Here is a 14,585-nt window from a genome sequence, read left to right on the forward strand (position 1 = left end):
CTTGGAACCAACCGTCAAAGGTATAGCCTTCGCGGATAGGTGCTTCAGGTTGCGCTACTTTTTCTTTGTCTAAAATTGATTGGGATGTGACTTCACTTCCATCGTTACTATTAAATGTCACTGTATGGTATACAAGTTCGGGTAGATCGACAGCGTTTATACGCATCCACATCACACCCTGAGCATCGTAGGATCTATCGGATGATAAGAGAAGAAAGTTTCCTGCCGAAAAGTCGATATGGCCGGAATTAATAATTTCTTCGACATGTTCATTGTCATACACAACACGCCCATCATCATCAAATGTTCCGTAATAAGGAATATCGTATTCACTTAATTTTAGTGGCTCATAACCTACTGATGCTGTCGGTGGAACAATGCAATCTAAATCCAAGAAATAGACATCGTTTTCAGTATCATATGACATCGTCAACATTGGTGTTAAGCCATCGATAGATAACTTACGACGAACACCTGTCTCAGAATAAGGATATGTTAAAGCACTAAAGTCAGTTATTTGATTTCGCTCACGACCGCGATCACTCACACTAACATTCAACGTACTTAAGTTGTGCATCGACTCCACACCATCCAAATTCGTTAACTGCGCATCACTCAAGTTTAATGTCTTTAAATCCGTTAAGTTTGCGATTGGGACGATAGTCGTCACCATAGAATGCTTTAAGGTTAGGCTTGTTAGTGATTCAATCTTAGAAAGCGAAACCAAATGTTCATCACTAAACGGAGAAAAAAACGAAGTAAATGTATTCAACTTTAGATTCTCAACAGGAACCAAAAAATTTTCATTCGATGCAATGGCATTATGTGTTATATCTGATTGTTCTGTAAATGTGAGTGACTTAAGATTCATTAGGGACTCAAGCGCAACAATATCCTCAATCGGTAAATTGGATAGACTCAAAGAGGTTAACGAATTTTGCAACACTTCAATACCATCTAAAGAAGTCCAACCTGTATTAGCAATTGATAATGACTCCAAGTTCTCTAATTTTCCTAGATCGCTATCAAAGGACACATGTCCATCATCTTCATATAAAGAGAGAGATTTAACGGTCCGAAGATCGTTTTCTGTAATGTCATCTGTCTTTTTAAGGACCTGAGCGACAGCCTTGGCTGTTTGTGGACGACTGAAATAGTCATCAATTGATTTACCAGCAGCACTGATATTCATGATTGGCACGAGTAAAAGTACCATGCAAAGTGAAAACCCTAGTTTAATTATTTTTTTCATAATATGTACCTCTTGACAATATATTAATAAAATTTAAGGTTTTCATGTTCAAGATGTATTAAATGTCTCAAATCACGTCACGAACACCACCCTGTATAGCCTAAAAATAACTAAGTCACTTGCCTCATGTGCAATCCAGGACAATTACAGATAATTGTCATAGTATTTTAATTAAAATAGGATTATGATAAAGAATATATGACAACCTGCAATTTCATGGATGCAACACCATTTCTGCATCCACATGATTGCATCGATGAAAAGAGGAACTACCATGGAATTTATGGATAACAAACAAAAGAAAAAGCCAAAATTAAGATACATCGTTGGTGCAACTGTACTTTCTGTAATTCTTGCACTCTTCATTGTTAATCAACTTACTCCATGGCCATTCGATATGATGTTTCGAGCATTTAACAGTCAGAATAAAAATGCAATTACCCTCGGCCCTTATGAGAATGACATTGCTCAAGTTGTAGCCCAAGAACCAATATCCATTCCTGTGACCGGATATCCGGACGCAACAATCACAATATATGATATCCCTAACAACCAAACCAAGCCACTTGTTTTCTTTATTCACGGTGGTGGTTGGATACTTGGTGACTCAACACAGCTTGAGTCATTAGGAAAACTTATCGCATCACGAGGATACGTAGTTGCATCCTTAGACTATTCTTTAGCACCCGAGCATACTTATCCGACTCCAGTTCACCAAGCACTTGAAGCACTTAGCTATTTAAACCTCAATGCCAATACGTATAACATTGATACAGAAAACATTTTTATTGGTGGTAATTCTGCCGGCGCACAACTCTCAAGTCAAATTGCCTCCATTACTACGCAAACAAATCTTCAAGAACTATTTCCAGTAACATCTTACATTGAACCATCTCAGATTAAAGGATTGCTTCTTTTAAACGGTGTCTATAACTTTGATTCAGTAGGCAAAGCCGGGTTCCCAGGATTTGGAATGTTTGCATGGAGCTATACCGGAAAAAAACAATACACAAGTTATGAACGCATTCGTGAGTTATCAACCGTTTATCACGTTACCAATCAATATCCACCAACATTCATTACTGCCGGGGATGCCGACCCGTTAGAAGCACAGTCTTTCGAGTTCGAACTTAAACTCCGCGAAAATAATGTCCCTGTCACAAGCGTATATTGGACAGGAAGTCACGAAAATCTCAATCATGATTACTTCTTTGATCTAAGTAGAAAAACCTCTCAAGAGATGTTTGAAACAATGATGACATTCATGCAGCAAAACGTTACACAGCCTATTAAAAACTGAAGCACTAATACTATGATGGCATAATAATCCAACGAGATTTAATGTCATCTTTTTTTATGTCATAATCCAATTGATTGCGCCAACAACTATAATAGCGATATAATGATGTAATCGAATTAATAAAAAGAAAGGAGTCTATTCGTTAATTCAGAGACACTACCGATAAGGAGATCTTTATGAATATTATTGTTGAACCATATAATGAACAATGGCCAATACACTTCGAGATAGAAGCACGTAAAATTAGTGATGGATTAGGAGATAATTTAGTACAACTCCATCATATAGGAAGTACTGCAGTCCCAGGTCTCAGTGCTAAACCAGTTATCGACATTCTACTCATCGTTTCAAGTTTAGAAGTACTTGACCAAAATGATCATCACTTTGGCGTTCTTGGCTACGAGGTCATGGGCGAATTTGGAATGGAAGGTAGACGCTACTACCGTAAAGGTGGTGATGACCGAACGCACCAAATCCACGCATTTGAAGTCCGTAGTATTTATGACATAGAACGGCACTTAATCTTTAGAGACTACCTGCGCGCTCATTCCACAGACCGTCTCGCATATGGTGATCTTAAAGAAAGAATTGCACTTGAATACCCCTTCGATATTGACGGTTATGGGGATGCAAAAGACGCATTAGTAAAAGAACTTGAGCGGAAGGCTCTTCTTTGGTACTACAAAAACAAACGCTAGTTAGAGAATAATTAAAAGCTCCATTATTAGGAGCTTTTTTAGTGGTAGTTTAACTTATAAATTATCGTAATAATGACATCGATTACTGCCTTAATCACAGTTCCATTTCCCATTTTCAAAGTTGCAAGCATTTCCACCTGGTCCTTCTTCAACAAGTTCTAAGTGATGCTCTTGCTCCTTTTCAGCAAGTTTTTTCTTAAGAACCTCAATGAGATAGTTTTCATCGAGCGCGCCATTAATGAGATATTTTCCCTCAACAACAAGACTTGGTACGCTTCGGATTCCATATGTCTTTACACGCTCAAAGTCAGCTTCAACGGCATTCAATGCTTCACCAGACTCAAAATATTTTAACCACAGATCGAAATCAAGATTTACCGTCTTGATAATGTCTTTAACGACTTCAACGTTACTAACATCACGAGTATCCGTAAAGAGTCCTTTTTGTAGTGCATCAAATGCATCCCAATATAAATCATCGCCACCTACTAAATACGCTGCTTTTGCCGCAGTCAATGGAACGAGTGATGTCGGAAATAGAAACGACTCTTGTTTCATTCCTTCAATGTTAAAACGATGTAAAGTATCATTTTCATTTGCATGTTCCCAATGATTCATGATTTCTTTTTTTGCACCCTCATGCGAGCCAAACATCATTACGAGATCATCCGAGCTTTGTGCAAGCGCAAATGACCGATGAATAATGTTTAACTCAGGCACGGCTTTAGAAATCTCCCTCATTCTATATGACATTGGATAGCAAAAACTACAAATCACGTCATGAAAAAATTCTACATTTAATGTTGCCATAATTTCCCCTCCATCATTAGTTTACTTTTCAACTATATTTCTATTATATCAATCGAACGCAACGGTGACTAGAAGCATGCATTATACTTTTTCATGTAGATTGACTCCGATGCGCTAAGGACACATTAACAAACGACACCCCTTAAATCTTTTTCGAAATTTTCGAATCATGTCCGACCTGCAACATAAATCCAGACATCCTATTACTACATAGAGTTTTCTTACTAGTTTTCTAGTACTACACTTCAACATGTGTTATAGTTATAACACAATAACACAATCGATATAATTAGGAGGTTACAATCATGGATCAAACAATGAAGTATTTGTTGTGGTTAGGAATTTCGTTGTCTTTTTTTGGTGGAATTAAAGGCGTTAGGTCGTACTATTCTAAAGACAAAAAGAAGTAATCTTTCATATTTTCTTTTAAAATAGGGTAATTCGTGTCATACCATTAACTGATTCAGATTGCTTCGTAGTCGCTAACTTTAAAAGACTTGATTACAATCCAATAGTTTGCAAGAAAAAGAAAGCATCATTATTCAAACTTATTGTGTTTCGACAATAAACTGAATGGACGATGCTTTTTATAATAGAACTCTTGGTTAGCCCATAATCTATATTCTCTTTATCGCAGCTGATATATGAAGTAGCCCAATAACGGTACAAGCAGCACGTATTAAGTAATCTACTCCAACTACGAAAGTAATTCCCGATGGATAAAATTGTTGAGATAACTGAGGCCCTTCTCCAGTAAGTAGAATAGGGGTGAAAATAATTAGTACTCCAATTAATATATCAATATATTTTGTCTTTTTTTCCATACCCTCTCACCTCTCCTTTATAATTTAATTATATCACATTAGAAATTTGTCATTAAAACCTGATTTTAATTCAAACGTGAATATACAACTATCATTCTTGGTATATCAAGGTAGACTTCCAGTATCTGAATAGAATGAGTTTATATATTCATTTAAGTTTGCGAACACTGCTTTTTAAGGTAGAAGTCCATTGACTGATAAGATACTTTAGATTTATGTAAAGCACAAAAAAACGAGTTCAGTAACTGAACTCGAATTAAATTTATATTGGCTGGGCCACCTGGGATCGAACCAGGGAATGTCAGAGTCAAAGTCTGATGCCTTACCGCTTGGCTATGGCCCAATATATTGAGTGCTTTCAAGGCTATTCCCTTGATTGCTTACTCATTATATCATACGACATGTACAATGCAAGCCTAAAATACAAAAATTGTAATAATTTAGATTAGACCCACTTAACACACGATTTTCTACTACATAAAGTATGTTTATTAGGAAGAAAAGTGGTGAATAAGTCACCACTTTTACTATTATTTAATGACGAGTTCTGTCTCTGGATCGAAGAAGTGTGCTTTGTTGATGTTGAATGATAATTCAACTTCTTGATCAGCTTTATAAGTTTGGTTTACACCAACTTTTGCGATAAACTCATGACCACCAACAGATGCGTGAAGCATTGTCTCAGCACCCAATAATTCGGATACAACAACTTTTGCTTTAACAACTGAATCAGGGTTTGATTCAAGAACTAATAACTCATCATGAATATCTTCTGGACGAATTCCAAACACGACAGGTTTTCCTTCATATCCTTTTTCTTTAAGAAGTTTTAGTTTTCCTTCAGGAATGCGGAGGTTTAAGCCATGGCATTCAATATGGTCATTTTCAACAACACAGTGGAAGAAGTTCATTGCAGGAGATCCAATGAAGCCAGCAACAAACATGTTAGCAGGTGTGTTGTAGACTTCTTTAGGTGTTCCGACTTGTTGTACAAATCCAGACTTCATGATTACGATACGGTCAGCCATTGTCATCGCTTCCGTTTGGTCATGGGTAACATAAACTGTTGTTGTTTGAAGACGGTGGTGTAGTTTTGTGATTTCAGCACGCATCGCTACACGTAATTTTGCATCCAAGTTACTCAATGGCTCATCCATCAAGAATACTTGTGCATCACGAACAATTGCACGACCCAACGCAACACGTTGACGCTCTCCACCAGATAATGCTGATGGTTTACGGTCCAAGTATGTATCAAGTCCTAAAATTTCAGCTGCATTTTTAACAGCTTTATCAATTTCGTCTTTTGGAGTCTTACGAATTTTAAGACCGAAAGCCATGTTGTCATAAACTGTCATATGTGGATAAAGTGCGTAGTTTTGGAAAACCATCGCAATATCACGATCTTTTGGTTCAACATCATTTACAAGACGATCTCCAATATAGAGTTCCCCTTCTGTAATATCTTCAAGACCAGCAATCATACGAAGAGTTGTTGATTTACCACATCCTGAAGGTCCAACAAAGACGATAAACTCTTTGTCTTCAACCTCTAAATTAAAATCTGTTACTGAATAATTAGGGTTTTTATCATATTTTTTATGAATCCCTTTTAATGAAATACTTGCCATTGGAAAGTCCTCCTAAATTGTAATTCAATTATAATATAGCGGTTACATTTATGATATAGTATTTATGACCAATGATTTTGTGCAATGTGCAAGGAGACGATTATGGACTTCAAACAGTTAAAAACTTTATATCCAATTGGGACAATTCAAAAGCATAAAAGTAATCTTACCTCAGTACTATCCTTATATAATGGTTACGAGTATTTTGTCCTACCGAAAGATTTGCTGAGCAGTAGCGAGATTCAATTATTACAATCACTAACAATTCGACAAGAACGTTCCTCACCATGGTATGATTTTTTGTATCATCAAATCCTATCATCACAATTTGAATCAAAATACTTTCAAGTGATACACTTCATGGTTGAGAATCTTCACGATAGCTACGACCTTTGGCTTGAATCGTTCACATCATTTATACCCAATATCGAAGAAGCATTTTTTGTCGATGAACGGTATGGTATCTGCATTGTGAATTCACCGATTGTAAGTTCAGAACGTATTGAAGGGTCTATCGCTACATTGGATGATGATTTTGGAACTAAAACATCCTTATTTATTGGGATCAATGCACCAGCAGATAATTCATTCCCTTATATATATAACGAAGAACGTGCAATTTTCACTTCGAACTATCAGAGTCAAAAAGTTCAATCTTTTAAATCCTTATACATTCGTCACTACTTGAAATCAAGCCTTGTCGATTCCACCTATGTTCAAATTATCAAACACCAAATCTACAGTTTTGAAGATATGGAAACACTCATTCGAACAATGTGGAATGAGCAAGGAAATATAACATCTACAGCACAAGCACTTTTCGTACATCGGAATACACTTAATTACCGCATCGATAAATTCTATGAACTAACAGGACTTCAGCTTCGAAAACTGGACGATTTATTGCTCTGTTACTTAATAATTCATTAAAAGAACATTAATTGTGTTCTTTTTTTGCATATCTTTGGCATAACTATAATATAGAACTTTCATCGTGCTATAATAAAAAGGTTATAGGAGGATTATTGATTCATATGGATTTATTTGAAGGACTTAAATCAAAAATTAAGGGACGCGATATTAAAGTTGTCTTCCCTGAAGGTACAGACGCACGTATCATCGGAGCTGCTGTCCGTTTAGCGTCTGATGGATTACTACACCCAATTGTATTAGGTGATCCAGCAGAAATTGCAAAAATTGCTGAAGAAAAAGGATTTATGGTAGAGCGTTTGGAGATCATCAACCCTGAAACTTATTCAGAAAAAGATGCAATGGTAGATGCATTAGTAGAGCGTCGTAATGGCAAACTTGCACGCGAAGATGCATTTAACTGGATTAAAGATGTTAACTATTTTGGTACAATGTTAACATATATGGGACTGGCAGATGCTATGGTCAGTGGTGCAGTTCACTCAACAGGTGACACTGTCCGTCCTGCATTACAAATTATCAAAACAAAACCTGGTGTCTCGCGTACAAGTGGAGCATTCATTATGTCAAAACGTAATGAAACATACCTATTCTCTGATTGTGCAATTAACATCAACCCTTCAGCTCAAGAATTAGCTGAAATTGCTGTTGAATCAGCACGCACAGCAGAATTATTCGGAATTGACCCTGTTGTTGCAATGATGAGTTTCTCAACAAAAGGATCAGCATCAAGTCCAGATGTTGAAAAAGTTATCGAAGCAACACGTATCGCTAAAGAACTTGGACCAGAATTCAAGATTGATGGCGAGTTACAATTTGATGCAGCATTCGTTCCAACAGTTGCTGAACTAAAGGCACCTGAATCAGATGTAGCAGGACAAGCAAAAGTATTTGTTTTCCCAGAAATTCAATCTGGAAACATCGGATACAAAATTGCACAACGTCTTGGTGGATTCGAAGCAATTGGACCAATCTTACAAGGTTTAAATAAACCAGTTTCTGACCTTTCGCGCGGATGTGTTGAAGAAGATGTTTACAAATTAGCAATCATCACTGCAGCACAAACCTTGCTTTCATAATTCAATCAAATATTACATAAAACTATCTGTATTCAGATAGTTTTTTATTTGCTTAAACGCACTTAAATAGCCGTAATTTTGCATTTTTTAAATTAAATCAAAATAATTCATATTTACTGTTGACTATCCTTAGGGGGTCATGGTATATTATTAAGGCGTTAAGGAAACAAGACGTCATGGAGGATTAGCTCAGTTGGGAGAGCATCTGCCTTACAAGCAGAGGGTCAGCGGTTCGAGCCCGTTATCCTCCACCATGCCGACTTAGCTCAATTGGTAGAGCAACTGATTTGTAATCAGTAGGTTGGGGGTTCAAGTCCTCTAGTCGGCACCAGTTTTTAATAAGATGAATGGGGAGATAGCGAAGTGGCTAAACGCGGGTGACTGTAAATCATCTCCTTAGGGTTCGGCGGTTCGAATCCGTCTCTCCCCACCATTCGTGTCCCGTTAGCTCAGTCGGTAGAGCAACTGACTTTTAATCAGTGGGTCGTAGGTTCGAATCCTACACGGGACACCATTTCTTATTATAACAATAAATATGCGGGTGTAGTTTAATGGTAAAACTCCAGCCTTCCAAGCTGGCTACGGGAGTTCGATTCTCCTCACCCGCTCCAATATAAAATCAACACATCGATAAGATGTTTTTTTTTGCTTAAATCGATCTCAAATGTAAAAAAATAACAGAATTTCGAAATAGTTATTTACTCTGAATTCAATTAGAAGTATAATAACTATACGCAAACGGAGGATTAGCTCAGTTGGGAGAGCATCTGCCTTACAAGCAGAGGGTCAGCGGTTCGAGCCCGTTATCCTCCACCATGCGGGTGTAGTTTAATGGTAAAACTCCAGCCTTCCAAGCTGGCTACGGGAGTTCGATTCTCCTCACCCGCTCCAATATGAAAACAAAACCACGTAAACGTGGTTTTTATTTTGATTATCATCGATGTTTTACATGACTTTGCCATCAATTTCTATATGTAATACTGACGCATTAATACTTTTCACTCACTGTAAAAACAACACTTGATTGTATTGTCCCGCTTTTATACTTTTTTTATCTTTTAGGCTTTACATGTGTACTGATTCGGTGTATTATAGGTAAGCGTTACGGAGGATTAGCTCAGTTGGGAGAGCATCTGCCTTACAAGCAGAGGGTCAGCGGTTCGAGCCCGTTATCCTCCACCATGCCGACTTAGCTCAATTGGTAGAGCAACTGATTTGTAATCAGTAGGTTGGGGGTTCAAGTCCTCTAGTCGGCACCATGTTGTCCCGTTAGCTCAGTCGGTAGAGCAACTGACTTTTAATCAGTGGGTCGTAGGTTCGAATCCTACACGGGACACCATTTCATATTATAAAAATGCGGGTGTAGTTTAATGGTAAAACTCCAGCCTTCCAAGCTGGCTACGGGAGTTCGATTCTCCTCACCCGCTCCAATATAAATATCGATAAACGTCTTAAAGAGATTGCATATTCTTGAGACGTTTTTTTATTGTTATAGGATATTCAATTGTTAGTATCACTACTAAAATCTTAATAAAAAAAGACAGCCACTGAATGACGAATGCATTCGGTGTCTGCCTTTCAATCTATTGTTGAGCCACTAAAATAGCTTCAATAAAATCGAGTATCGCTTCTGAGTTATTGTCTTTTTCTAATACCACATCTGAGATATCTTTTACTCCTGGTCTTGCATTACCAACCGCGACACCTATTCCTGCTTTTTTAAGCATTTCGATATCATTATCGTTATCTCCAAATGCAAGAATTTCTGAATCTTTAACATTCAATATTTTTTGGATTTTTTCTATCCCTTTAGCTTTGTGAACTCCAGGTTGGATCAAATCTATTGCAGTGTTTCCGCTCGTGACTGGCGTGATACCATCCCCCAAGACACGATGAAAATCTTCAAGTATTACCTCTAAATCTTGAGGCTCCACAATAAGTGCAAATTTGAGAATATCATCCGCAACATTTTCCAGTGAGTCAACCCACTGAATTCGATGATTATAGTTAATAGCAAGGTCATAGAACGCTTGTGTTTGTTCTTTCGTTAGATATGCAGACTGTTTACCACATACCAAAATATTTACACCTTCGTATCCCCCAACGATATCGAACACTTTATGTACGGTATTCCATGGTATCACTTCATGATCAACGTCTTGGTAATGGTGAATCACGTTAGCACCATTATCCGACACAAAGGACATTTCTTTATGGCGGTGAAAGAATGAACGAAGTTGGTAGTATTGATTCCCACTTGCTACTACGAATTCGACATTTTGTGTTTTCATCATATCAAATAATAAATCAAAGCGTTGTCGATTGTATTCTTTCACATCACTTAAAAAAGTTCCATCCATATCAACAGCAATCAATTTTATCATATTTTAGTCACCCTTCTTATGATCAAACTCAGTGTTCTGTAACCCAAATCTTCGAGGCACCATCTTTTTCTTTGACTTTCTCAAAGATGTGGCGCAACAATCACCCGTCCAGTTCTCATGAGTTTCCAATCTACTGATTACATTTATTATACAGACCTCAAGTATTGTTGAACAGTTAGAAGAAACTCTATGGTTTTTTTCACACGAACTTTAGATTCAAAAGCACACCCTAAAGTTACCCACTATCTAAAAACATCTCTTACAAATAGGGATAGTGGAAAATCCCTTTCTTGTTATTACAGCAGAAAGCCACCTTCAGAAGAAGGCAGCTTTCTATTGTTTTAAATGCTTCTTACGTAACCGAATATTCAAAGGCGTCACTTCAACAAGTTCATCATCATTAATATAATCTAGAGCATACTCTAAAGTAAGTGCGATGGGCTCTTCAAGTTTCAATGCATCTTCTTTACCACCGCGTCCATTACCACGGTAACTATTCAATCGTTTATTACGAATTACGTTGACCCACATATCGTTTTCTTTGTTCGTAACCCCCACTATCATTCCCGGATAGACTTCGGTTTGGGCTCCGATAAAAAAACTTCCTCGGTCTTGAATATGAAACATAGGAAAAGACATCGAATTACCTGCAGCATTGGAAATTAGTGAACCTCGTTTGGGAACCTTCATCGTACCAGCTTGCACATCATACTTATAATGCTGACGCATCATGATCGCATTACCACGCGTCATATTAATAAGATCTGTTCTAAATCCTAAAATGAGACGTGCAGGGATGTACCAGTATTGTCGAACCGTATCATTGTGTTGTTCGACATCATATAGGTTTCCGTGACGCAAGCTCATTTGTTCAATAATTTTTCCACTATACTTCTCTGGAGTCTCGATAATCACCCGATCAATTGGTTCATACGTTACACCGCTACGTTCTTCAAGAATTACGTGTGGTTTTCCAATAGAAAGTTCATACCCTTCACGGCGCATTGTTTCAATCAAAATCGAGAGATGTAACTCTCCTCGACCCGAAACAGTGAAGTAATCTGACGATGACCCTGGCTCTACTTTAAGACCCACATTAACCTCCAATTCGCGATTGAGTCGCTCTTTAATATTCCGACTGGTGATTAACTTACCTTCTTTTCCTTGTAACGGCGAGGTATTCACATAAAAGTTCATGGACAGTGTGGGTTGTTCTACCATGATTGCTTCCATAGGCAATGGCGACTCAAGAGAACAGAGTGTATCTCCAACAGTGATGTTCGATATTCCAGATATTACAACGATATCTCCGCTATTGGCCTTCGCCACCTCTCTATGTGTTATACCATTATATACGAACATTTTTTTGATTCGTGCATGAGAAAGCTTTCCAGAGTTATCAATGACACTGAGAGCTTGCCCTTGTTCTAAAACACCTTGGTGGATCCGCCCAATCCCTAGACGTCCTAAATATGCATCATAGCCTAGTGTTGATACTTGCATCTGTAGTGGTAGATTATCTTTATTCGAGTAAATTTCTGTATGTTCCAGGATTGTATCAAAGAGTACATCCATCGAGGCATCCCGTACGTCTTGATGACGACTTACCTTGAAATCTCGGGTTATGCCATAAAGTATCGGAAAGAATAACTGTGATTCATCTGCATCAAGTTCCAGGAACAAATCATATATTTCTTCAAGGACCGCATCTGGACGGCTTTCAGTCTTGTCCATCTTATTAATCAGTACGATTGGTTTAAGATTTTGTTCCAATGCTTTACGCAGTACGAATCGTGTTTGAGGCATTGGCCCTTCAACAGAGTCTACTAACAAAATCACGGTATCCACTGTCTTAATAATGCGCTCCACTTCTCCTGCAAAATCTGCGTGACCTGGTGTATCAACTATATTAATTTTCGTATCTTTATACATAACCGAACAGTTTTTGGAGTAGATTGTAATCCCGCGTTCTTTTTCGAGATCATTACTATCCATCACACGCTCTACTGACTTTTGCGCATGATTGAAAACACCTGACGCGGATAAGATTCCGTCAACAAGTGTACTCTTACCAGCATCGACATGGGCGATAATGGCAATATTTATTATTTTTTTCATTATTTATTTTCTTCGCTTCCTATTTATCTTTTCATTATGGTACAGGAAGGCACACTAAAAAGAGCTGTTTTTTTGTATAATCTTTTAGTACCTTCAATACACTCTATTTATTTGGATAATATAGGTATTGGAGGCGTCATGACTAGAATTTGTTCGTTAGTTGACATGATATAACCTCGCTTTCGCACATTATATCATAGTTTAGAAAAAAAATGAAAAGTAGCAAATTATGATTGACCTGTGATATAGTATACGACGTTAGGAGATTAATTATGATTTTTACATCTATAATTAAAAAAATAGCTCCCCTACCCGATTTTGATGTTTTTACTCAAGGTATCTAATCGTTAGGAGGATTATTTTTTGATTAAAAACATCGAATTTAGAAAACCAAGTTTTATACTTATAATTATTTTATTGGGCTTTCCTCAACTTCATGAGGCAATGTTTGCCCCTTCATTACAAACTATTGCACTTAATTTTGACATTTCTATCGCTAGTGCTCAATCAACCCTGAGCATTTATTTTGTAGCGTTTGCGATTGGTGTCTTATTTTGGGGCTTTTTCTCAGATAAGTTTGGCCGTCGTCCCGCATTACTATGGGGATTTGTTATATACTGCCTGGGAACGGTCGTAATGCTTACGAGTTCATCGTTCAATTTTTTCCTAGTAGGGCGCTTTGTTGTCGCATTCGGTTTAGCAACCGGTTCAGTCACGACACAAACTATATTAAGAGAGAGTTTTGACACACAAATTCGGAGCAAACTGTTTTCACAAGTATCCATCGCACTCGCAATTGTTCCAGGAATTGGGCCCTTGCTCGGAGGTTATCTGATTGAGTCATACAGTTTACGATTACTCTTAGTAGTATTCTTAGTCTGTGGACTTAGTATTGTAGCTTTAACGTATTTACGTCTTCCCGAGACAAACGTCGTCGCAACGACACGCAATGCCAATTTTTTTGATGTCCTTATGCGAATGTTACGTTCGAAACGAGTATGGATGTATGGTTTTTTCATTGCATCCATGAACGTGATTATGTCTATTTACTATCTTGAGGCACCTTTATTATTCCCAAAATGGTTTGGAATATCGCTTGCAACAACAGGTAGTCTCGGTATTAGTCTTGCGATTGCAACGATTCTTGGTGCAACAATTGCACAATTACTTCTTAGAAATCATGCACCCAAACAAGTGCTTCAATTTGGAAACTATGTACTCATATTAGGAGCTATTTTAATGTTTTTCTTTGGATATACCGCAACGAACACACTCTTATCACTGATATTGTATATGGGAGGAATGTTCTTTGTTCGTGTCGGAACTGCCATTTCCTTATCAAACGCCATAAGTTTAGCACTGGAGGATTTTCAAGATGTTTATGGTACCGCCGGGTCCATTCTTAGTCTCGGATATTATCTCGCAATAAGTGTGTTGTTACACATTATGTCTGTAATCCACAATGGCTCATTATTAGTCATGCCGTTTTACTTTATCATTTTAGCACTCTTAATGATCGCTATGACTGCTATGTCCGCACGTAACGACTAAAAAAACTC

11 protein-coding genes and 12 tRNA genes are annotated in these 14,585 nt (G+C 37.6%); 16 read left to right on the forward strand and 7 right to left on the reverse strand.

Features of this window, described 5'->3' with window-relative positions:
- Positions 1–1,252 (reverse strand): InlB B-repeat-containing protein (locus tag GVV19_RS03205; RefSeq protein ID WP_201288186.1); only part of this gene is annotated, 1,252 nt, incomplete at its 3' end.
- 274 nt (positions 1,253–1,526) lie between these two features.
- Between GVV19_RS03205 and GVV19_RS03210 the strand changes: the two genes are divergently transcribed.
- Both GVV19_RS03210 and GVV19_RS03215 read left to right on the forward strand, forming a co-directional pair.
- Positions 1,527–2,552 carry an alpha/beta hydrolase gene (locus GVV19_RS03210; RefSeq protein ID WP_159645501.1) on the forward strand — a complete coding sequence of 342 codons (1,026 nt, stop codon included), beginning with the start codon at positions 1,527–1,529 and terminating at the stop codon, positions 2,550–2,552.
- A 176-nt stretch (positions 2,553–2,728) separates the two neighbouring features.
- Entirely contained in the window at positions 2,729–3,250 is a 522-nt protein-coding gene (locus tag GVV19_RS03215) for a GrpB family protein (RefSeq protein WP_159645504.1), read from the forward strand.
- 90 nt (positions 3,251–3,340) lie between these two features.
- Here the strand turns inward: GVV19_RS03215 and GVV19_RS03220 are convergent, their stop codons facing one another.
- The 4 genes from GVV19_RS03220 to GVV19_RS03235 form a co-directional block, all read right to left on the reverse strand.
- On the reverse strand, positions 3,341–4,060 hold the full coding sequence (locus GVV19_RS03220) for a DsbA family oxidoreductase (RefSeq protein ID WP_159639634.1): 720 nt from the start codon (positions 4,058–4,060) through the stop codon (positions 3,341–3,343).
- A 617-nt stretch (positions 4,061–4,677) separates the two neighbouring features.
- Positions 4,678–4,884 carry a hypothetical protein gene (locus GVV19_RS03225; protein ID WP_159645507.1) on the reverse strand — a complete coding sequence of 69 codons (207 nt, stop codon included), beginning with the start codon at positions 4,882–4,884 and terminating at the stop codon, positions 4,678–4,680.
- Positions 4,885–5,152: 268 nt separating this feature from the next.
- Positions 5,153–5,227: transfer RNA gene (locus GVV19_RS03230), tRNA-Gln, on the reverse strand.
- A 187-nt stretch (positions 5,228–5,414) separates the two neighbouring features.
- Positions 5,415–6,515 carry an ABC transporter ATP-binding protein gene (locus GVV19_RS03235; protein WP_159639636.1) on the reverse strand — a complete coding sequence of 367 codons (1,101 nt, stop codon included), beginning with the start codon at positions 6,513–6,515 and terminating at the stop codon, positions 5,415–5,417.
- A 102-nt stretch (positions 6,516–6,617) separates the two neighbouring features.
- On the opposite strand from GVV19_RS03235, the gene GVV19_RS03240 reads away from it, so the two are divergent.
- The 13 genes from GVV19_RS03240 to GVV19_RS03300 all read left to right on the forward strand — a co-directional run bounded on the left by GVV19_RS03240 (position 6,618) and on the right by GVV19_RS03300 (position 9,954).
- Positions 6,618–7,445, forward strand: a complete 828-nt coding sequence (locus GVV19_RS03240; RefSeq protein ID WP_159645510.1) for a helix-turn-helix domain-containing protein — start codon at positions 6,618–6,620, stop codon at positions 7,443–7,445.
- A gap of 104 nt (positions 7,446–7,549) precedes the next feature.
- Positions 7,550–8,524, forward strand: a complete 975-nt coding sequence (pta, locus tag GVV19_RS03245; RefSeq protein ID WP_159636056.1) for a phosphate acetyltransferase — start codon at positions 7,550–7,552, stop codon at positions 8,522–8,524.
- Positions 8,525–8,702: 178 nt separating this feature from the next.
- A tRNA-Val gene (locus GVV19_RS03250) sits at positions 8,703–8,778 on the forward strand.
- A gap of 1 nt (position 8,779) precedes the next feature.
- Positions 8,780–8,855: transfer RNA gene (locus GVV19_RS03255), tRNA-Thr, on the forward strand.
- An 18-nt stretch (positions 8,856–8,873) separates the two neighbouring features.
- Positions 8,874–8,957 (forward strand) — tRNA-Tyr (locus GVV19_RS03260).
- Between the two features lie 5 nt (positions 8,958–8,962).
- Positions 8,963–9,038, forward strand: a tRNA-Lys gene (locus GVV19_RS03265).
- A gap of 23 nt (positions 9,039–9,061) precedes the next feature.
- Positions 9,062–9,135 (forward strand) — tRNA-Gly (locus GVV19_RS03270).
- 129 nt (positions 9,136–9,264) lie between these two features.
- Positions 9,265–9,340, forward strand: a tRNA-Val gene (locus GVV19_RS03275).
- Between the two features lies 1 nt (position 9,341).
- Positions 9,342–9,415, forward strand: a tRNA-Gly gene (locus GVV19_RS03280).
- 215 nt (positions 9,416–9,630) lie between these two features.
- Positions 9,631–9,706: transfer RNA gene (locus tag GVV19_RS03285), tRNA-Val, on the forward strand.
- Between the two features lies 1 nt (position 9,707).
- Positions 9,708–9,783, forward strand: a tRNA-Thr gene (locus GVV19_RS03290).
- Positions 9,784–9,787: 4 nt separating this feature from the next.
- Positions 9,788–9,863: transfer RNA gene (locus GVV19_RS03295), tRNA-Lys, on the forward strand.
- Positions 9,864–9,880: 17 nt separating this feature from the next.
- A tRNA-Gly gene (locus tag GVV19_RS03300) sits at positions 9,881–9,954 on the forward strand.
- 153 nt (positions 9,955–10,107) lie between these two features.
- On the opposite strand, the gene GVV19_RS03305 is transcribed toward GVV19_RS03300, so the two are convergent.
- Complete coding sequence (locus GVV19_RS03305) at positions 10,108–10,908, reverse strand: Cof-type HAD-IIB family hydrolase (RefSeq protein ID WP_159645513.1); 801 nt, start codon at positions 10,906–10,908, stop codon at positions 10,108–10,110.
- Positions 10,909–11,241: 333 nt separating this feature from the next.
- Positions 11,242–13,026, reverse strand: a complete 1,785-nt coding sequence (gene typA, locus GVV19_RS03310) for a translational GTPase TypA (RefSeq protein ID WP_159645516.1) — start codon at positions 13,024–13,026, stop codon at positions 11,242–11,244.
- A gap of 363 nt (positions 13,027–13,389) precedes the next feature.
- Here typA and GVV19_RS03315 point away from each other — a divergent pair, with 363 nt between their 5' ends.
- Positions 13,390–14,577 (forward strand): MFS transporter, encoded by a 1,188-nt coding sequence (locus GVV19_RS03315; RefSeq protein ID WP_159645519.1) that lies wholly within the window; start codon positions 13,390–13,392, stop codon positions 14,575–14,577.
- Positions 14,578–14,585: the final 8 nt, after the last annotated feature.

The organism is Erysipelothrix anatis (genome assembly GCF_009828745.1).
Classification (GTDB): domain Bacteria; phylum Bacillota_I; class Bacilli_A; order Erysipelotrichales; family Erysipelotrichaceae; genus Erysipelothrix; species Erysipelothrix anatis.

Bases quoted from the DNA above. Each gene is read 5' to 3' on its own strand.
- GVV19_RS03210 (WP_159645501.1), top strand. From the start codon at position 1,527: ATGGAATTTATGGATAACAAACAAAAGAAAAAGCCAAAATTAAGATAC.
- GVV19_RS03215 (WP_159645504.1), top strand. From the start codon at position 2,729: ATGAATATTATTGTTGAACCATATAATGAACAATGGCCAATACACTTC.
- GVV19_RS03220 (WP_159639634.1), bottom strand. From the start codon at position 4,060: ATGGCAACATTAAATGTAGAATTTTTTCATGACGTGATTTGTAGTTTT.
- GVV19_RS03225 (WP_159645507.1), bottom strand. From the start codon at position 4,884: ATGGAAAAAAAGACAAAATATATTGATATATTAATTGGAGTACTAATT.
- GVV19_RS03235 (WP_159639636.1), bottom strand. From the start codon at position 6,515: ATGGCAAGTATTTCATTAAAAGGGATTCATAAAAAATATGATAAAAAC.
- GVV19_RS03240 (WP_159645510.1), top strand. From the start codon at position 6,618: ATGGACTTCAAACAGTTAAAAACTTTATATCCAATTGGGACAATTCAA.
- pta (WP_159636056.1), top strand. From the start codon at position 7,550: ATGGATTTATTTGAAGGACTTAAATCAAAAATTAAGGGACGCGATATT.
- GVV19_RS03305 (WP_159645513.1), bottom strand. From the start codon at position 10,908: ATGATAAAATTGATTGCTGTTGATATGGATGGAACTTTTTTAAGTGAT.
- typA (WP_159645516.1), bottom strand. From the start codon at position 13,026: ATGAAAAAAATAATAAATATTGCCATTATCGCCCATGTCGATGCTGGT.